The organism is Achromobacter sp. ISS7 (genome assembly GCF_056523125.1).
In genome coordinates, this window is the sequence record NZ_JAWRZD010000001.1 from 1,784,283 (window position 1) to 1,802,611 (window position 18,329).

The following is an 18,329-nucleotide window of genomic DNA, read 5'->3' on the forward strand; positions in this document are numbered from 1 at the left end:
CTACCCGCTTGGGTCCTATCCGATATACGCCTGCACTTCGATCTCGACATCGACGTTCAGCGCCAGCGCCGACGCCACCGTCGAACGCACCGGCAGCGCCGCGCCGAAGAATTCCTTGTAGACCTCGTTGACGCCCGCGAAATGGCTCATGTCCGACAGCCACACGGTGGCCTTGACCACCTGGTCCAGGCGCGCGCCGCCGGCCGCCAGGCTTTCGACGATGCGCTCGCAGGCGGCGCGGGTCTGGGTCTGGATGTCGCCGCGCACCACCTCGCCGGCGGCGCTCATCGGCACCTGGCCCGACAGGAACAGGAAGCCGCCGGCCTTGACGGCGCGCGAGAACGGGAACGGCAGGCTGCTGGGCAGGCGCTGGATGGCTTGGCTCATGGAAAGGCTCCTATCAGGAACGGGAGAAACGGGCCGGCGACAGGCGCGCGGGGTCGACGCCCTGCGCGGTCAGGGTGGCGTTCAGCGGCAGGTCGAGCAGCAGGTCGGCGGCCAGGCGCGAGACGCCGGCGGCCGACTGGATGCCGTAGCCGCCCTGGGCCGCCAGCCAGAAGAAGGCGGGCGTGGCCGGGTCCCAGCCGATCACGAAATCGCCATCGGCCACGAACGAGCGCAGCCCGGCCCAGGTGTGGCGCGGACGGCGGATGGTCAGCGAGGTGGCCGATTCGATGCGGTAGATGCCGGTGGCCACGTCCAGTTCCTCCGGGACCACGTCGTGCGCCGGCACCGGATCGGCATTGGCGGGCGAGCCCAGCAACTGGCCGGCGTCGGGCTTGAAGTAGAAGCTCTCGTCCACCCCGACCACGGCGGGCCAGTGCGCGAAGTCGAGGTCGTCCGGCCCGGTGAAGGTGAACGCGGTGCGGCGGCACGGTTGCAGGCCCACCGGCCGCACCCCGCACAGTCCGGCGGCGTGATCGGCCCAGGCGCCCGCCGCGTTCACCAGCACGCGCGCCCGCAGCGAAGCGCCGCCGGCTAGCGTCAGGGTCCAGGCGCCGTCCGCGTAGGTGGCGGCGACCAGCTCGGCGTGGTTGCGCAGCACCGCGCCCTGGCGCGTCATGGCGCGCAGGAAGCCCTGGTGCAGGCCATGCACGTCGATGTCGCGGGCGTCAGGTTCCTCGATGGCGCCGCACAACTGGTCCGGGCGCAGGCATGGCACCCGCGCCATTGCCTGCTCGGCGTCGATCAGCGTGACGTTGGGCGACTGGCTGCGGAAGTCGTCGTAGACCTCGCGCAGCAGGTCCTGCTGGCCGGGCGCGGCGATGTACAGCACGCCGCGCGGGCTCAGCAGGGGATGCTCGCAGAAGCCCTGCGGCGGATGTTCGTAGAAATCGCGGCTGGCGCGCGTCAGCGCCTTGATCTGGTCGGTGCCGTAGGTCTCCATGAACATGGCGGCCGAACGGCCGGTGGAGTGGTAGCCGGGCTGCGCCTCGCGCTCCAGCACCACCACGGAGGCGGCCGCGCTCAGGCGGTAGGCCACGGAGGCGCCGGCGATGCCGGCGCCGATGACGGCGTAATCGTAGGTTGTGTCTGCGGCCATTTTGTCGGAAGCGAGAATTCTCTTATTTGATAATTCTCGAATACGATAGTTGTTTGAACCGGAGCGGGTAATAGGGGTTGTCCCGATGGCCGATCGCGCGGCCGCGTAAAATCGCGGCCATGCTTCCCACTCAAGTCATCGTTGCGCTGCTCGTGCTGCAGCTTGCCCTGGTCGTTCCGCTGGCCGCCGTCGTGATCCAGTTGCTGCGTTGGTGCCACTGGTATTTCCGGGCCGATCCGCGGACCCGCGGCGAACGTCCGCATTTCACCGGCCCGGCGCTGGCGCTGCTGTTCAGCGCGCTGGCCGCCAGCGACTTCATCGGCTACGAGCCGTTTCCCACGCTGTCGCGCCTGAATCCCGTGCCGCTCGAGGCGCGCGCCTACTTCACGGTGGCGATGCTGGCGCTGGCGGTGTGGTGCTGGGCCTACGCCGGCGCCATCCGCGAGCGCGTGCGCCGGCTGTTCTGAACGCAACCTGGCCCGGCGGCCGCATCGGGCCGCCGTTTCCTCGCGCCGCGCCTGCCGGTGTCAAGCGGGCGGCCCGGTCCTAGGCCGCCGCGCTGTCGACCGGCAGCGCCGGCCCCGACACGCCGCCCCGCAGGGATTCCAGCAGCACGCGCTTGTTCTCGCGGCTGCGGTAGGCGTGTTCGCGCATCAGGTTCTCGGCGCGCGCCGCCTCGCGCCGCGTGATCGCCCGCAGCAGGTCCTCGTGATCCGATTGCGCCCGTAGCACGAACGGCGTCTCCAGCTGCGACGGCGTGGACGGCAGCGTCAGCGCGGCCGGGCCGGCCAGCGGCGTCTTGTTGTTGTGTTCCAGCGCCGACAGCAGGGCGCGGTTGCCGGCCGCTTCGCACAGGATCTCGTGGAAGCGGCGATTGATCTGCCCCCACGCGCGCGCATCCACCGTGGCCTTGGGGTCGCGCCGCGCCGGCGCCAGCAGGGCGCGGCCTTCCTCCACCGCCTGCGCCAGCTGTTCCAGCACCTCGGCGCTGGCGCCGCGCTCGGCCAGCAGCCGCGCCGCCATGCCTTCCAGCACGCCACGCACTTCCACCGCGTCGCCGATCTCGTCGACGGTGAACGCCCGCACGCGAAAGCCGCGCGAGGGCAGGCGTTCCAGCAGGCCTTCCTTTTCCAGCTCGGTCAGCGCGATGCGCAGCGGCGTGCGCGACACGCCCAGGCGCGCCGAGAACTGCAGTTCCACCACGCGTTCGCCGGGTTGCAGGGCGCCGGAAAGCACCATGTCCCGGAGTTCGGAAATCACTTTGTCGATCTGAGCGGCCATGGCGGAGCGTCGGCGGGAGCGTGTCTGAAAGGGGCCTCCAGTGTACCTACAAAATTGCATGCAATCGCGCATGAAAAAAACAATACGACCTTGCGATTTATCAAAATTGCATGCAATAATTCGGAAAAACAGCGGTCTCGGCACTTAAAAGCCACTGAATGCATGCAATGTGTCACTCAATTGCATGCCAGAAAGACCGCCCACAGGACAGGAGACAAGATGAGGCTGAACAGCTTCGAATACGCGGGCCAGCCGGCCTGGGGCGTGCTGCGCGACGCCGAGGTCGTGCCGCTGACGCGGTACTGGCCCGACCTGGCCACCGCCCTGGCGGCGGGCGTGGCCGAGATCGCGCAAGCGGCCGCGCGCCACGACGGCCCCGGCATTGCGCTGGCCGGACTGCAATGGCTGCCCCCGGTGCCGGCGCCGCGCAAGATCCTCTGCGTCGGCCTGAACTATGGCCGCCACGTGGCCGAGGCCGGGCGTGAGCTGCCACGCCATCCCTCGCTGTTCGCCCGCTACCCCGACAGTTTCGTCGGGCACGGCGCGCCGGTCTGGAAGCCGCGCGCCTCCGACCGCTTCGACTACGAAGGCGAACTGGCGGTGGTGATCGGCCGGGCAGGGCGCCATATTGCGGCGCGCGACGCCCTGGCCCACGTGGCCGGCTACACCTGCATGGCCGAGAACTCGGTGCGCGACTTCCAGAAGCACAACGCCCAGGTCACCCCCGGCAAGAACTTCGAGCGCAGCGGCGCGATCGGCCCCTGGCTGGTCACCGCCGATGAGATCGGCGACCCCGCGGGTCTGCGGATCGAGACGCGCCTGAACGGCGAGACCGTGCAGCAGGGCGAACTGGCCGACCTGATCTTCCCGATTCCCGAACTGATCGCCTACATCAGCGCCTTCACGCCGCTGGCCCCCGGCGACGTGATCGCCACCGGCACCCCCGAGGGCGTCGGCTCCAGCCGTCAGCCGCCGCGCTTCCTGGCGGCCGGGGACACGCTGGAGATCGAGGTGCCGGGCGTCGGGACGCTGCGCAATACGGTGGCGGACGAACCCGTCCAGCCCCAATGAACCGAAGGACACAGGCATGACCGAAGCACTGCGGTATCTCACCGAAAAAGACGTGGTGGCGGCGTTGACCATCCCGCGCGCCATCGACGCGCTGCAGCGCATGCTGGTGGCGCAGGCGCGGGATGGCGCGCGCAATGTGCCCAAGGCGCTGGCCACCTGGGGCGACGGCAGCTCGATGCATGCATTGGGCTCGGTGCAGCCCGGCCCTGGCGGCTATGCCGGATTCAAGACCTGGGTCCACACCAAGGCGGGCGGCGGGTCGCTGTTCAGCCTGTTCGACGCCGACACCGGCCTGTTGCGGGCGGTGATCGAGGCGCGCGCGCTGGGCATGCTGCGCACGGCCGCCATCAGCGGCGTGGCCACCCGGGCCCTGGCGCCCGAGGCCGCCGCGCGGGCCGCGCTGATCGGCACAGGACCGCAGGCGGTGACGCAACTGGCGGCGCTGGCCGCGGTGCGCAAGCTGCAACGCGTGCGGATCTACAGCCCGACCCCGGAAAAACGCCGCGCCTTCGTCGAGGCCGTGGCCGGCAAATACGACTTCGCGGTCGAGGAAGCGCCGACCCTGGAACAGGCGCTGGCCGGCGCCGAGATCGTGACGCTGATCACGCGCGCCGTCGAGCCGTTCGTCGACGCGGCGCTGCTGGCCGATTGCCGCCACCTGAACGCGGTGGGCGCGATCCTGCCGGCCAAGGCCGAATTCGCCCAGGACGTGTTCGAGCGCGCCGACCGCGTGGTGGTCGACGACCTGGAAAACGCCCGGCGCGGCTCGCGCGAATTGCGCGAACGTTATGGCGCGGACGGCGCGCCCTGGGACGGCGTGGCGGTGCTGGGCGACCTGCTGGCGCGCGGCGAGACGCGCGCGGCGGACGCGCGGCTGACGCTGTTCAAGGGCATGGGCATGGGCCTGTCGGACCTGGCGATGGCGCAGGTGGCGTACGAACACGCCCGCGACCACGGCCTGGGCGTCGCCTTGCCGCCGCAGACCCGCGAGAACCTGCTGCTGGCGCAGCCCTGATTTCAATCACCCCCTTCAAATCATCATGACGCCGGCGCGAAACCGCCGCCGGCCACAGGAGACAGACATGTTCATCGACGTCAGCGGGGCGGCGCCCCGCGAGCAGAACAAATGGCCATCGATCGTGATCCCCAAGGAGGAGATCGACCTGGAGATCGCCCGCCTGATCGACGCGCCGCGCCCCGCCAACGGCCGCCGCGCTTCGCTCATCGCGCATCCGCAGGCGAGCGCGCCCGGCCTGGGCCTGGCCCCCGGCACGGACGTCACCATCAACGTCGTCAAGCCGGGCGAACGCACCTTCAACCTGCGCAAGAACTCCAACATGCTGGAGATCTGTATCAGCGGGGAGGGCGTGGCCACGGTGGCCGGCCGCGACATCCCGGTGGGCCGCTGGGACGTGTGGAACACGCCGGCGATGCAGGTGCATTCGTACCGCAATGACGGCAAGACGCCCTGGGTGCGGCTGTCGTATTCCAACGCGCCGCTGCTGGAGAAGCTGGAGATCCACTACGTCGAGGAGTTCGAGGGCGACGTGCCGCCGGCCGACGCCAACACCCGGCCGGCGCCCACCCGCTCGCCCGAGGCGGCGCGGGCCCGCGACCTGGCGCTGCGCGAGCAGATCACGCCGGAAGGCGCCTGGCTGATGGGCTACGAGTGGCTGATCGACATCGACGTGCTCGAATCCAAGGCGCTGCACTGGCCCTGGGCGGCCGTCTCGCGCCACCTGCCGAGCGTCGAGGACATGGCGCGCGGCTACAACGGCCGCCGCCTGTTCGTGCTGTACAACCCGGCCACCGAGCGGCGCATCGGCACCACCCACAGCTTTTTCGCCACGATCTCGTCGTCGCCGCCGGACAACCACCACGTGCCGCACCGCCACAGCTCGTCGGCCATCAACTATTACCTGCGCGGCAACGGCTACAGCAAGGTCAACGGCGTGCGGCTGGACTGGAAGGCCGGCGACCTGATCCTGTCGGCGCCCGGCTGGGCGATGCATTCGCACCACTCGGGCACCGAGACCACCTCGGCCCTGACGGTGCAGGACCACCCCTTGCAGATCGCCATGGAATCGCTGATCTGGCAGGAGCGCATGCAGGAGCCGATCCTGGCGCTCGGCAGCCAGAGCGGCTTCGAAAGCAACCTGGCGCAACTGGCCGCCGCGTCCTGAGCGCGCCCGCCGCATCCCGGAAATTCCCATGACCCAGATCCAATTGCCCGACGACACCACGCTGCGCGCCCGCCTGCGCGACTTCCACGACGACTACGCCTACTGCCTGGACGAAGACCGGCTGGAGGAGTGGCCCGACTTCTTCACCGAGGACTGCCATTACCGCGTGCTGTCGCGCGAGAACCACGACGCCGGCCTGCCGCTCGGCCTGATCTATTGCATGAACAAGAACATGCTGCGCGACCGCGTCACCGCGCTGCGCGAAACCACCATGTTCGAGCCGCGTTCGCTGCGCCACTTCATCAGCGGCGTGCGCGTCATCGAGGCGCAGGGCGATCGCATCGTGGCCCAGGCCAACTTCGCCGTGATGGAGTCGCTGTCCGACCGCGAACCCACGCTGAACATGGTGGGCCGCTACCTGGACGAACTGCGCCTGACGCCGCAAGGGCTGGCGCTGACCCGCCGCGACTGCGTCTATGACAACTACCGCGTGCGCACCTCGCTCATCGTTCCCCTCTGATCCCGCTGCCAGGAAACCCGCCATGACCTGTTCCGATTCCGCCGTGCTGGACACGCCCGCCGCGGCCCCCATCCATCTCGAGCGCCGCTGGCCCAAGGAGGGCTACACGCGCATTCCCAACTGGGTCTACACCGATCCGGCCATCTTCCAGAAGGAAATGGACGTGTTCTTCGGCGGCCGCACCTGGAACTACGTCGGCCTGGAGTGCGAAGTGCCCGAGACCGGCTGCTACAAGCGCAACTGGATCGGCAATCGCCCGGTCATCATGGTGCGCACCGAAAGCGGCGAGATCAACGTGCTGGAGAACCGCTGCGCCCACCGCGGCGCGCAGATCTGCTGGCAGAACACCGGGCAGGTGACCGACTTCACCTGCCCGTACCACCAATGGAACTACGACCTGGACGGCAACCTGCAGGGCGTGCCGTTCCGCCGCGGCGCCATGGGCAAGGGCGGCATGCCGCGCGATTTCGATCCGAAGCAGAACGGCATCCGCAAGCTGCGCAGCGTCAATCGCGGCGGCTCGATCTGGGCGACGTTCGCCGAAGATGCGCCCAGTTTCGAGGAATACTGCGGCGCCGAGGTGCTGGCCGAGATCGACCACATGCTGCCGGGCAAGAAGCTCAAGCTGCTCGGCTACAGCCGCCAGCTGATCCCCAGCAACTGGAAGATGTACCTGGAGAATCTGAAGGACCCGTACCACGCCACCTTGCTGCATACCTTCTACATCACCTTCGGCCTGTGGCGCGCGGATTCGAAGTCCGAGTGCATTCCCACCGGCGGCGGCGCGCACAGCGTGATGGTGTCGCACAACGAGGGCAAGAAGAAGACCGAGGCCACCAGCGAAATGAGCCGCTTCCGCGACGACCTGGAGCTGCTCGACCTGGAAACCGTGACGCCGCGCGCCGAATTCAACCGCGGCCGGGTCGGCGGCGCCTGGGTCTTTCCCGCCGCCCAGTTCGGCATCCAGGCCAATTCGCTCAAGACCCGCCACGTGATCCCGCGCAGCCCGACCGAGCACGAACTGGTGTTCACCTACTACGGCTACGAGGACGACGACGAGGAAATGACCCGCCTGCGCCTGAAGCACGCCAACCTGCTGGGGCCGGCCGGCTTCGTCTCGATGGACGACAGCGAGATGCTGAACCAGGTGCAGATCGGCGTCACCGGCTATCCCGAGGCGCGCGGCATCGTCGAGATGGGCGGCCGCGACACCGAGCCGGCCGACTACATGGTGACCGAGGTGTTGATCCGCTCGTTCTACGACTACTACCGCAACGCGATGGGGCTGTGACCATGGACACCTGGATTCCGGTCGCCCAGGTGGGCGACATTTCCCCCGACACCGGCACGCTGCGCGTCGCGCTGGAGGGCGAAGCGGTCTGCCTGTACGACCTGCAGGGCGAGATCTGCGCCACCCAGGACCGCTGCCCGCACGGCAACGCCAGCCTGGCCGACGGCTATATGGAAGACGGCACCATCGAATGCCCGTTGCACCAGGGCGTGTTCGACATCCGCAGCGGCAAGCCGCAATGCCCGCCGGTCACCACCGACCTGCGGCGCTACGCGGTGCGGGTCGAGGCCGGCACCATCTACCTGAGCCCGGAGGCGGCGTGAGCGCGGGCGCCATCGTCATCGTCGGCGCGGGGCAGGCGGGCGGCTGGGCCGCGGCGACGTTGCGCGGCCACGGCTACGCCGGCCGCGTCGTGCTGCTGGGCGACGAGCCGCATGCCCCGTACGAGCGTCCGCCCTTGAGCAAGGCGGTGCTGGGCGGCCAGGCCGCGCCCGAGAGCACCGAGCTGTTCTCGTGCGAAAAGCTGGCCGAGCTGGACATCACGTTCCGGCCCGGCGTCGCGGCAACCCGGCTGTGGCCCGAGCGCCATCAGGTCGAGACTTCCGATGGCGCCGTGCTCGACTACGACAAGATGATCCTGTGCACCGGCGGCCGGCCCATCGTGCCGGCCTTGCCGGGCGCCGACGGCCGCGCCGTCCATGTGCTGCGGACCCGCGATGACGCCCTGCGCCTGCGCGCCCGCCTGGGCCCCGGCCGCCGCATCGTCATTGCCGGCGGCGGCTGGATCGGCCTGGAAGTGGCCGCCACCGCGCGTCAGGCGGGCTGCGCCACCACGGTGCTGGAGCAGGCGCCGCGCCTGTGCGCCCGCAGCGTCCCGCCCGGCGTCTCGGCCCACCTGGCGGCGCTGCATGCCGCGCAAGGGGTGACGCTGCGCCTGAACGCCAGTCTGCGCGCGGTGCATGCGCGGCCCGAGGGCGGCTGCGTGGCCGAGCTGGCCGACGGCGGCCGCCTGGAGGCCGACGCGGTGGTGCTGGGGGTCGGCATGCAGGCCAACGACGCCCTGGCGCGCGAGGCCGGCATCGCCTGCGAACGCGGCGTGCTGGTCGACGAATACTGCCGCACCTCGGCGCCGGACGTCCTGGCGGCGGGCGACGTGGCGGTGGCGGCGCCCGCCGGCGGCGGCCCCATCCGCCTCGAATCCTGGCAGAACGCGCAGGACCAGGGCGCGGCGGCGGCGCTGTCGGCGCTGGATGCCGGCCAGCCGTACCTGCCCAGCGGCGCGGTCTGGTCGGAACAATACGACGCCATGGTGCAGATCGCCGGCTTTCCGGCGCGGGCCGGGCGCGAAGTCCTGCGGCCCCAGGCGGATGCGCGGGCGCTGCTGTCGGTCGCGCTGGACGAAGGCGGCCGGGTCGTCGGCGCCGTGGCGGTGAACGCGGCGCGCGACCTGCGCCAGCTGCGCCAGTGGATCGCCCAGGGCGCCCAGGTGGACCCGGCGCAACTGGCGCGCGCCGACGCGCCGCTGTCCAGCGCCCGGATCGGCTGAACCATGATGGAGAACAGAATGCAGACCGAACACGTCAAGGCCGCCTGCGAGGCGGTCGTGCTGGCCTTCTTCCATGCGCTGGATACCCGGCGCCACGAGGCCGCCGCCGCGCTGATGGCGCCGGACGGCACCTGGCTGCGCCAGGGCCAGTTGCTGACCGGGCCGCGCGAAGTGCTGGCGGCTCTCGAGGCGCGCCCGCCGCAGCGCACCACCTGCCACGTCATCACCAATCTGCGCGTGCTCGAACACAGCGGCTCGCAGGTCGCGGTGGGCTATTTCCTGACCGCCTACGACAGCGATCCGCAGGTGCAGGGCGGGGCGCCGCGCCTGGTCGCCATCCGCGACTGCCAGGACCGGCTGAGCGCCAGCGGCCAGGACTGGCTGCTGGCGGAAAAGCGCAGCCGGCGCCACCTGCCGCCCGAATGACATTCCCGAAACCCTGCCGGAAAATCCCATGACACCCCAAGGAAACCCCATGGATGCCGCGACCATCAAGAGGCTGGCCCAGCGACTGGACCAGGCGGAACGCAGCCGTACCCAGGTGCGCCAGCTGTCGCTGGAGCATCCCGACATCACGATTGCCGACGCCTATGCCATCCAGCGCGAGTGGGTGGCGGCCAAGATCGCTGGCGGCCGCCGGCTGGTCGGCCACAAGATCGGCCTGACCTCGCGCGCCATGCAACTGTCGTCGCAGATCGACGAGCCGGATTACGGCGCCTTGCTGGACGACATGCTGTTCGAGGACGGCGCCGAGATCCCCCGCGACCGCTTCATCGTGCCGCGCGTCGAGGTCGAGCTGGCCTTCATCCTGGAGCGCCGCCTCGAGGGCCCCGGCGTGACGCTGTTCGACGTGCTGGACGCGGTGCGCTACGTGATCCCCGCCCTCGAGATCATCGACGCGCGTTCGCACCAGATCGACCCCGACAGCAAGCGGCCGCGCAAGGTCTTCGACACCATCGCCGACAACGCCGCCAACGCCGGCGTGGTGATGGGCGGCCGGCCGGTGCGCGTCGACGCGGTCGACCTGCGCTGGGTCGGCGCGATGATGTCGCGCAATGCGGTGATCGAGGAAACCGGCCTGGCGGCCGGCGTGCTCAATCATCCCGCCAACGGCGTGGTGTGGCTGGCCAACAAGCTGGCCGGCTACGACGTGGCGCTCGAGCCCGGCCAGATCATCCTGAGCGGTTCGTTCACGCGGCCCGTGTTCGCAGAGCGGGGCGACACGTTCCACGTGGACTATGGCCCGCTCGGCGCGGTCAGCTGCCGCTTTGTGTGACCGGACACCGCCCCAGACCCGTTTTTCATTCCGCGCGCCCGATACACCAAAACCAGCGGACGCGCGTCCCGCACCCCCAAGGAGACAAACCATGACCCCCTTCAAGACCTCGATCCGCCTGGCGGCCGCGTGCCTGTCACTGGCGGCCGGCCCGGCGCTGGCGCAAGGCGCCGACTGGCCCACCCATGCCATCACGCTGGTCGTCCCGTTCGCCGCCGGCGGCGGTGGCGACACGCTGGCGCGGCTGGTGGCCGAACCGCTGTCGCGCGAGCTCGGCCAGTCCATCATCATCGAGAACCGCCCGGGCGCGGGCGGCAACATCGGCACGTCCATCGCCGCGCGCGCCAACCCCGACGGCTACACGCTGTCCTATGGCACCAACGGCACCCAGGCCACCAACCACTGGCTGTACAAGTCGCCCGGCTATGCGCCAGGCGATTTCGAGCCGATCTCGCGCTTCACCGTGATCGCCGCGGCGCTGGTGGTCAACGCCACCGACGACCGCTTCAAGTCGCTGGCGCAACTGCTGGACTATGCCAAGTCGCACCCGGGCGAACTGACCTGTGGCTCGGCCGGCAACGGCACCTCGTCGCACCTGGCCTGTGAGCTGTTGAACCAGATGGCCGGCGTCAAGATCATGCACATTCCCTACAAGGGCGGCAGCGCGGCGATGACCGACCTGCTGGGCGGCCGCATCTCCCTGCTGATCGACGTGATGCCGAACGTGTCGGGCCAGATCGCGGCGGGCAAGCTGCGGGCCCTGGGCGTCACGACGCCGCAGCGGGTGCGTTCGAATCCGGATATCCCGACCCTGAGCGAGGCCGGGGTCAAGGGCTACGAGTTCTTCGCCTGGGACGGGCTGTATGCGCCCAAGGGCACGCCGACCGCCATCCTGGACAAGCTCAACGCCGCCGTGGGCCGCGCGCTGGCGCGTCCCGAGGTCAAGCAGGCGCTGGAATCGCGCGGCGCGATCCCGTCGCCGACCACGCGCCAGTCGCTGGCCGAGTTCGGCGCCGAGGAATACACCCGGCTGGGCAAGGTCGTGAAGACGGCGGGCGCGGCGATCGACTGAACCCGGCTTGCCGTGGCGGCCCGGCAACGCGCCGCCGCGGCAAGCCGTGGCCGTCAGTCACGCGGGCGCGCAGCGTCGCGAATCAGACTGGCCAGGCGTTGCGCGGCCAGGGTCATCCTGTCGACCGGATAGCCGCCGAAACCGAGGATCAGGCCCGACCGGCGCAGGCCGCCTTGTTCGCCATAGGTGACCGACAGCGGCCGCACCGCGACGCCCGCGTCGGCGGCGCGGCGCGCCAGGGCGACGTCGTCGATGGCCGCATGCAGCCACACCAGCAGGTGCACGCCCTGGTCGATCGGCTGGACCTGGGCCAGTTCCGCCGGCAGGTGCACGCGCAGCAGGTCGATCAAGGCCAGCCGGCTGTCCGAGTAGGCCTTGCGGATGCGCCGCACGTGGCGGTCCAGCAGGCCTTCGGCGATGAACGCGGCCAGCACGTGCTGGTCGGCGGTGGGCGGATGCCGGTCCATCGTGATGCGGGCGCCACGGAATGCCGCCACGAGGTCGGGCGGCGCGATCAGGTAGCCGATGCGCAATGATGGGAACAGGATCTTGCTGAACGTGCCCAGGTAGATCACCTGGCGCCCGCCCATGCTCTGCAGAGCGGGGTAGGGGTGGCCGGCATAGCGCAGTTCGCTGTCGTAGTCGTCCTCGACGATCCAGGCATTGCGGGCGCGGGCCCAGGCCAGCAGGGCTTCGCGCCGCGCCATGCTCATCGGCATGCCGAGCGGGTACTGGTGCGACGGCGTCACGAACGCGACGCGGGCATGCGGCGCGCGCCGCACGCCTTCCTCCACGCACAGGCCCTCGGCATCCACCGGCACCCGCACGATGCGGCTGGCGCGGCCGCCGCCTTCCAGCAGCGCCGTCAGGCCGACATAGGCCGGATCCTCGATCCAGGCCTGGTCGTTCTCTCCCAGCAGCACGGCGCTGGCCAGGTGCAGGCCCTGCTGCGTGCCGGCGGTGATGACGACCTGGTCGGCTTCGCAGGCGACCGAGCGGGCCTTGCGCACGTAGTCGGCAATGGCGGCGCGCAAAGGCCGCAGCCCTTGCGGATCGGCGTAGCCGGCGGGCGCGGCGGCGCGGCTGGCGCGCACGCGGTTGCTGAGCTTGCGCCAGGAGTCGTCGGGCGCGACCCGCCCGGCGGGCACCGAAATGGCGAAGGGCGCGGCCGGCAAGGGATACAGCGCCGCGGCGACGGCGGCGTAGCGCGCGGCGGCGGCCGGCAGCGGCCGCACGAAACCGGCGGTGCCCGCGGAGGTGGCGGGCGCGGGATCCGCCGCTGGCGGTCGCGCCACGGAGGTGCCCGCGCCGGCCTTCGACGCCAGCCAGCCTTCGGCCACCAGCAGCTCGAAGGCCTCGACCACGGTGCCGCGCGCCACCTTCAGCGCCGCCGCCAGATGGCGGGTGGCGGGCAGCGGATCGCCCGGCCGCAGCGCGCCGCCGCGGATGGCGTCGCGCAGCTGTTGCGCCAGTTGCAGGCCGAGCCGCCCCGCGCCCCGGTCAAGGGGCGCGAGGACGGGAAGCTCGATGCGGTTTGCGGTGCGGGGCATGGATGGGTCGGGCGATGGCTGCCACTGCCGATATTACCGGCCGCGGAGCCGGCCGGACCAGGATCATGCCAGGGCCTGGCGCAGATCATCGATCAGGTCGCGGGCGTCCTCCAGCCCGACCGACAGGCGCACCAGTTCCGGCGTCACGCCGGGACTCAGCCGCAATCCGGGGCTGACCCGTTGCCTTGCGCGGATCATGCCGGCCGTGTGGTAGATCAGCGAATCGGTGTCGCCCAGGCTGATGCCGCGCGAGATGACGCGCAGCCGGTCCATCATGGGCGCCACGCCGTCGAATCCGGCCTTGAGTTCGAACGACACCATGCCGCTGCCCGCCGACATCTGCCGCCGCGCGATCTCGCGGTCCGGAAAATCCGCCAGGAAGGGGTAGGTGACCTTGGCCACCGCCGGATGTTCCCGCAGCATCTCGGCCACGGCCAAGGCGTTGTCGCTGTGTTGCCGCATGCGCAGCGCCAGCGTCTTCAGGCCGCGCAGCACCAGGAAACACGACATGGGCGATGGCGTCGCGCCGGTCAGGTACTTGGTGCCCGCCGCGCGGATCGCCTCGATCGTCTCGCGGTCGCCGATGACGGCGCCGCCCAGCACGTCGCCATGGCCGTTCAGGTATTTGGTCAGCGAATGGATGACCAGGTCCGCGCCCAGTTCCAGCGGCCGTTGCAGCGCCGGCGAGGCGAAGGTCGAATCGACGATCACGCGCGCGCCGACCTGCTGCGCGGCGGCGCTGATGCGGGCAATGTCCAGCACCTCGGCGGACGGATTGATCGGGGTCTCGAAATAAACCAGCCGGGTCGACGGCCCGATGGCGGCCGCGGTGCCTTGCGGCGTGCTCAGGTCGCCCCGCACCACCTTGATGCCGAAGCGCGGCAGGCCTTCGTTCATCAGCGCGCTGGCGGTGTTGTAGATGGTGTGGTGCACGGCGATCTCGTCCCCGGCGGACAGCAAGGTCAGCAGGGTCGAGGCGATCGCGCCCATCCCCGACGCCGTGACGAGCGCGGCCTGTCCGCCCTCCAGCGCGGCCAGCCGCGTTTCCAGCAGCTGCTGGGTGGGGTTCTGCTGGCGGCCGTAGACGCAGCGATCGCTATCGCCGGAAAACACCGCCTCGAAATCGGCGGTCGACTCGAACGCGTAGGTCGAGGTCATGAAGACCGGCGGGGTCACCGCGCCCTGGTGGGCGGCGGGATCGTAGCCGTGGTGGATGGCCCGGGTCGCGAATTGGAGCTCGGGGCGGGCGTTGCGTGCTTCTTTCATGCGGATTCCTCGGCGTGGCGTCGGGTGGGTGGAAATTCAGCGCAATGGCCAGCCATACATCAGGCCGCCGTGGGTATAGAGGGCGTTCATGCCGCGCTCGAGCTTGAGCGCGCTCTGCATGCCCAGGGTGCGTTCGTAGATCTCGCCGTAGTTCCCGAGCTGCTTGATGATCTGGTACGCCCACTTGTCGTCCACGCCCAGGTTCTTGCCCAGGCCCGGCGTCACCCCGAGGATGCGCTGGATGTTGGGGTTGGCGCTCTTGAGCTGCTGGTCCACGTTCTGCTGCGTGATGCCGTATTCCTCGGCCTCCAGCAGCGCGTTCAGGGTCCAGCGGACCGTGTTGAACCACTGCTCGTCGCCTTGCCGGACCATGGGTCCGAGCGGTTCCTTGGACAGGGGCTCGGGCAGGATGGCCAGGTCGGCCTCGCCGAGGTTGCGGCGGGTCGCGGCCAGCATCGACTTGTCGGCGGTGATGGCGTCGCAGCGGCCGGCGGCGAAGCTGCGCAGGATCTCGTCGAAGCGCTCCAGCACCACCGGCTTGAAGTCCAGCCCGTTGCCGCGGAACCAGTCGGCCAGGTTCAGCTCCGTGGTGGTGCCGGGCAGCACGCAGACCGTGGCCCCGCCCAGTTCGCGGGCGCTCTTGACGCCGAGCGCGGTGTGGACCATCAGCCCCTGGCTGTCGTAATAGTTGATGCCCGCGCCGATCAGGCCCAGCGTCGTGTCGCGCGTCATGGTCTGGGTGGTGTTGCGCGTCAGCACGTCGACCTCGCCCGATTGCAGCGCGGTGAAGCGGGCCTGGGTGGTCAGCGGCACGATCTTGGCCTTGGTGGCGTCGCCGAACATCGTCGCCGCGAGGGCGCGGCAGGTGTCGACGTCGATGCCTTGCCAGATGCCCTTGCTGTCGGTGTAGGCGAAGCCGGGCAGGTCGGTGGTGACGCCGCACTGCACGAAGCCGCGCTTCTTGACGGTGTCGAAGGTGGCGCCGGCGTGGGCCGCATGGGCGCTGAACAGGGCCAGGCCCATGGCGCCAAGGATTCGTGGAATGTTCACTGCGTGCTCTCCCCAGGGTAGGCGGCGCGGCGGCAGGGGCCGGCGTCGTCGGACGCAATGTGTCTTCAAGGACACTTTGTGTACATGAGGGAAAACACCGTTTCGCCAGGCGCCATCGCGCCGGGGCCGGGCTCGCGTCGCAGGGCGCGAGCCCGGCCCCTGGGAGAAACACCGTAACCCGGCGGCGGCGCGCCGGATCGCCGCGCGGTTCTGGTTCAGTGAAATTGCGTCAAAGTGGTCCGCTTGCGGCGGTGCTCACCAGGCTGGCTTGGCCACCATCAGGTAGTAGACGACGACCATCGCCACGAACGCCGGATAGCCCAGCCATTCCCAGCGGCGCGCAAAGCGCCAGTAGCGCGGCGGCAGCGCGGCGGCGCCGTCGGCCTGGGCGCGGGCGGCCATCCGGGCCATCTCGAGCTGCAGCCAGACCACCGGCAACCAGCAGGCGCCCGCCAGCAGATACAGGCCGATCGACAGGCTGATCCAGGGCGTGCTCCAGTGCCAGCCGGCGGCATGCGCCAGCCACAGGCCGGACAGCGGTTGCACCACCACGGCCGGCGTGGTGAACCACAGGTCGGCCCGCACCACCAGCTTGGAGACCGCCGCGATGACTGGCACCGATCCGGTGCGGTTGGCGAAGAACAGGTAGAACGCGGTGCCGAAGCCGGTTCCCACCAGCAGGACGGACGACAGGATGTGCAGGGTCTTGATCGTGAGATAGGCGTTCATGGTCGGGTTTCCTCGCAGAGCAAAATGAACAGAAGCGCGATGACGGCGGTGTTTTTCAGGAGCGGGCCGAAGGGATGCCACAGGAAGGCCGGCAGCGCGACGGCGATCACCGCCGAATACGCCAGGACCAGCGCGAGCTGCGCGGCCCATAGCCGCCGCCCGGGCCGCCACAGCGTGGCGATGCCCAGTGCGCCGTCCAGCGCCGCCGCCAGGTAGAGGGCGGCCATGGCCGCCGGCCCATGCAGGCCGACGGGCGCCAGCAGCGCCAGGCTGCCTTCGACCGGATAGATGAAGGCGCTGCACACGGCGGTCCAGAGCCAGATCAGCGCCAGCACGGCGCGCAGCAGGGCGGGTCGCCAGGCCGCCAGGGCCTGCTGGCGCAACGCGGGCGCCTCGGCCGGGGTGATGAAGGCGTCCGGCCCCGCGGGCATCCGCCCCAGCGCCCGCGTGGTGATGGAAGGGTCCGCGCTGTTGCCGGCGCGCAGCATGCGCCAGGTGTCGCGCGTCAGCAGCGAACCAGGCACGCGGTCGAACAGCATGGCGCCGGCGCCGACCAGCGCCCCGGGCACGGCGAGGGTCCACGCGGGGGGAAACCCCAGCGATTGGCGATAGGTCGCCAGCATGCGCCGGAAGGTGGTTTCGGCGCCGCCCACCAGGTCCAGCACCGCCGGGGCGTCGGCCGCGCCGCGCACCAACCGGACGACGATCTCGGCCAGCTCGTCGACGTGGATCGGGCGCAGCGCTTGCCGTCCGCCCGCCGGCAGGACATGCAGCGGCAACGACGCCAGCGCGCGGAAGAAGCGCGCCGACGCGCCTTGCGCGCCATAGACCAGCGCCGGCCGCAGGATGTGGTGCGCGATCGGCAACGCGCGCAGATGGTCGTCGGCCGCGCGCTTGCTCTGGAAGTAGGGGGTGTCGCCATGCTGCGCACCCAGCGCCGACAGTTGCAGCACCTGCCTGACGCCGGCCCGCAGCGCGGCCTCGAACAGCGCGATCGGCGCGCGGCGGTGGATGCGGTCGAAATCGCGGCCGCCGCTTTCGACCAGGATGCCGACCGCATTGATGACGACGTGGATGCCGCGCAAGCGGTCCACCCAGTCGCTGGGGGTCGTGTCGGCCAGATAGTCCACGGCGATCTCGTCCTGCCGTCGGGGCTGGCGCACGCCCCTGAGCACCCGGTGGCCATCGCGCTCCAGGGCCTCGCACAGCGCCCGGCCGACGAACCCGTTCGCGCCGCATACCAGGATGTTCATGGATTCCGCCCTCCGTGGGTTTTCATCGTTCGATTCTTTTATTTCTGATATTTCTGTATAGACAGAAATATCGGGACCAAAAAAAAGCGGGAACCCGGTCCCGCCGTGGCGTCACCCCTTGGTGCGCCGCATCGTCTTGCTGATCTTCGCGCCCACGCCGAGCGTCTTCATCAGGGTCTCCGGTTTCATGCGCAGCATTTCATCCGACCAGGTGGTGAGGATCTCGAGGAAATCCAGCGTTTCGCGCACGCGCTGCGCGGTCAGCGGGGTCTCGTCGGCCATCTCGGGGCTGGCCAGCGTGTCGCGCAGCATGGTCAGCGTGGGATCGATCTCGCGCTGGCGCCGGCCCTCGACGATCAGCTTGAACAGCTCCCAGATGTCGGTGGAGGTCTCGAAGTGGTCGCGCCGGTCGTCCATGACGTGCACCACCCGGGCCAGGCGCCAGGCCTGCAATTCCTTGAGGCTGTTGCTGACGTTCGAGCGCGCCACGCCCAGGGTCTCGGCGATTTCCTCGGCGGGCACGGGGCGGCCCAGCAGGTAGAGCAGGGCGTGGATCTGCGCGACGGTGCGGTTCACGCCCCAGCGCGAGCCCATTTCGCCCCAATGGAGGATGAAGCGTTCGGCGATCGGTGTCAGTGTCATGCGGCCACTGTAGGTATTTCTGTTATTTCTGTCAAGACAGAAATAACAGAAATGAA

The 18,329-nt window shown here is 69.9% G+C and carries 20 protein-coding genes; 11 read left to right on the top strand and 9 right to left on the bottom strand.

The window, feature by feature from the left end; genetic code table 11:
* Window positions 1-15: 15 nt before the first annotated feature.
* On the bottom strand, window positions 16-387 hold the full coding sequence (locus AC1HFW_RS08180) for a RidA family protein (RefSeq protein ID WP_479282631.1): 372 nt from the start codon (window positions 385-387) through the stop codon (window positions 16-18).
* A gap of 13 nt (window positions 388-400) precedes the next feature.
* Window positions 401-1,543, bottom strand: a complete 1,143-nt coding sequence (locus tag AC1HFW_RS08185) for an NAD(P)/FAD-dependent oxidoreductase (protein WP_479282633.1) — start codon at window positions 1,541-1,543, stop codon at window positions 401-403.
* Window positions 1,544-1,662: 119 nt separating this feature from the next.
* On the opposite strand from AC1HFW_RS08185, the gene AC1HFW_RS08190 reads away from it, so the two are divergent.
* A complete protein-coding gene (locus AC1HFW_RS08190; protein WP_068980914.1) occupies window positions 1,663-2,010 on the top strand; it encodes a hypothetical protein in 348 nt (115 codons plus the stop codon).
* A gap of 79 nt (window positions 2,011-2,089) precedes the next feature.
* Here the strand turns inward: AC1HFW_RS08190 and AC1HFW_RS08195 are convergent, their stop codons facing one another.
* A complete protein-coding gene (locus tag AC1HFW_RS08195; RefSeq protein WP_479282635.1) occupies window positions 2,090-2,824 on the bottom strand; it encodes a GntR family transcriptional regulator in 735 nt (244 codons plus the stop codon).
* 219 nt (window positions 2,825-3,043) lie between these two features.
* Here AC1HFW_RS08195 and AC1HFW_RS08200 point away from each other — a divergent pair, with 219 nt between their 5' ends.
* The 10 genes from AC1HFW_RS08200 to AC1HFW_RS08245 all read left to right on the top strand — a co-directional run bounded on the left by AC1HFW_RS08200 (window position 3,044) and on the right by AC1HFW_RS08245 (window position 11,783).
* Window positions 3,044-3,895: a fumarylacetoacetate hydrolase family protein gene (locus tag AC1HFW_RS08200; protein ID WP_479282636.1), complete on the top strand. Its 852-nt coding sequence runs from the start codon at window positions 3,044-3,046 to the stop codon at window positions 3,893-3,895.
* A gap of 16 nt (window positions 3,896-3,911) precedes the next feature.
* Window positions 3,912-4,910 (top strand): ornithine cyclodeaminase family protein, encoded by a 999-nt coding sequence (locus AC1HFW_RS08205; RefSeq protein ID WP_479282638.1) that lies wholly within the window; start codon window positions 3,912-3,914, stop codon window positions 4,908-4,910.
* A gap of 67 nt (window positions 4,911-4,977) precedes the next feature.
* Window positions 4,978-6,078 carry a cupin domain-containing protein gene (locus tag AC1HFW_RS08210; protein ID WP_479282640.1) on the top strand — a complete coding sequence of 367 codons (1,101 nt, stop codon included), beginning with the start codon at window positions 4,978-4,980 and terminating at the stop codon, window positions 6,076-6,078.
* Between the two features lie 28 nt (window positions 6,079-6,106).
* Window positions 6,107-6,598: an aromatic-ring-hydroxylating dioxygenase subunit beta gene (locus AC1HFW_RS08215; protein ID WP_006394982.1), complete on the top strand. Its 492-nt coding sequence runs from the start codon at window positions 6,107-6,109 to the stop codon at window positions 6,596-6,598.
* 22 nt (window positions 6,599-6,620) lie between these two features.
* Window positions 6,621-7,889, top strand: coding sequence for a Rieske 2Fe-2S domain-containing protein (locus AC1HFW_RS08220; protein WP_479282642.1), 1,269 nt, complete (start codon window positions 6,621-6,623; stop codon window positions 7,887-7,889).
* A gap of 2 nt (window positions 7,890-7,891) precedes the next feature.
* Complete coding sequence (locus AC1HFW_RS08225; RefSeq protein WP_035361513.1) at window positions 7,892-8,212, top strand: non-heme iron oxygenase ferredoxin subunit; 321 nt, start codon at window positions 7,892-7,894, stop codon at window positions 8,210-8,212.
* Complete coding sequence (locus tag AC1HFW_RS08230; RefSeq protein ID WP_479282644.1) at window positions 8,209-9,435, top strand: NAD(P)/FAD-dependent oxidoreductase; 1,227 nt, start codon at window positions 8,209-8,211, stop codon at window positions 9,433-9,435. The genes AC1HFW_RS08225 and AC1HFW_RS08230 overlap by 4 nt, the downstream gene beginning before the upstream one ends.
* 18 nt (window positions 9,436-9,453) lie before the next feature.
* On the top strand, window positions 9,454-9,861 hold the full coding sequence (locus AC1HFW_RS08235; protein ID WP_479282646.1) for a nuclear transport factor 2 family protein: 408 nt from the start codon (window positions 9,454-9,456) through the stop codon (window positions 9,859-9,861).
* 49 nt (window positions 9,862-9,910) lie between these two features.
* Complete coding sequence (hpaH, locus tag AC1HFW_RS08240; RefSeq protein WP_479286477.1) at window positions 9,911-10,711, top strand: 2-oxo-hept-4-ene-1,7-dioate hydratase; 801 nt, start codon at window positions 9,911-9,913, stop codon at window positions 10,709-10,711.
* Window positions 10,712-10,802: 91 nt separating this feature from the next.
* Window positions 10,803-11,783, top strand: a complete 981-nt coding sequence (locus AC1HFW_RS08245) for a Bug family tripartite tricarboxylate transporter substrate binding protein (RefSeq protein WP_479282647.1) — start codon at window positions 10,803-10,805, stop codon at window positions 11,781-11,783.
* 53 nt (window positions 11,784-11,836) lie between these two features.
* On the opposite strand, the gene pdxR is transcribed toward AC1HFW_RS08245, so the two are convergent.
* The 6 genes from pdxR to AC1HFW_RS08275 form a co-directional block, all read right to left on the bottom strand.
* Entirely contained in the window at window positions 11,837-13,333 is a 1,497-nt protein-coding gene (pdxR, locus tag AC1HFW_RS08250) for a MocR-like pyridoxine biosynthesis transcription factor PdxR (RefSeq protein WP_479282649.1), read from the bottom strand.
* A 63-nt stretch (window positions 13,334-13,396) separates the two neighbouring features.
* Entirely contained in the window at window positions 13,397-14,599 is a 1,203-nt protein-coding gene (locus AC1HFW_RS08255; protein WP_479282650.1) for a trans-sulfuration enzyme family protein, read from the bottom strand.
* Window positions 14,600-14,635: 36 nt separating this feature from the next.
* Window positions 14,636-15,622, bottom strand: a complete 987-nt coding sequence (locus AC1HFW_RS08260; protein ID WP_061071242.1) for an amino acid ABC transporter substrate-binding protein — start codon at window positions 15,620-15,622, stop codon at window positions 14,636-14,638.
* Between the two features lie 282 nt (window positions 15,623-15,904).
* Complete coding sequence (locus tag AC1HFW_RS08265; RefSeq protein ID WP_061071241.1) at window positions 15,905-16,378, bottom strand: DUF2269 family protein; 474 nt, start codon at window positions 16,376-16,378, stop codon at window positions 15,905-15,907.
* Window positions 16,375-17,631: an SDR family oxidoreductase gene (locus AC1HFW_RS08270; protein WP_479282652.1), complete on the bottom strand. Its 1,257-nt coding sequence runs from the start codon at window positions 17,629-17,631 to the stop codon at window positions 16,375-16,377. The genes AC1HFW_RS08265 and AC1HFW_RS08270 overlap by 4 nt, the downstream gene beginning before the upstream one ends.
* Window positions 17,632-17,742: 111 nt before the next feature.
* Complete coding sequence (locus AC1HFW_RS08275; RefSeq protein WP_006394990.1) at window positions 17,743-18,273, bottom strand: GbsR/MarR family transcriptional regulator; 531 nt, start codon at window positions 18,271-18,273, stop codon at window positions 17,743-17,745.
* Between the last annotated feature and the right edge of the window lie 56 nt (window positions 18,274-18,329).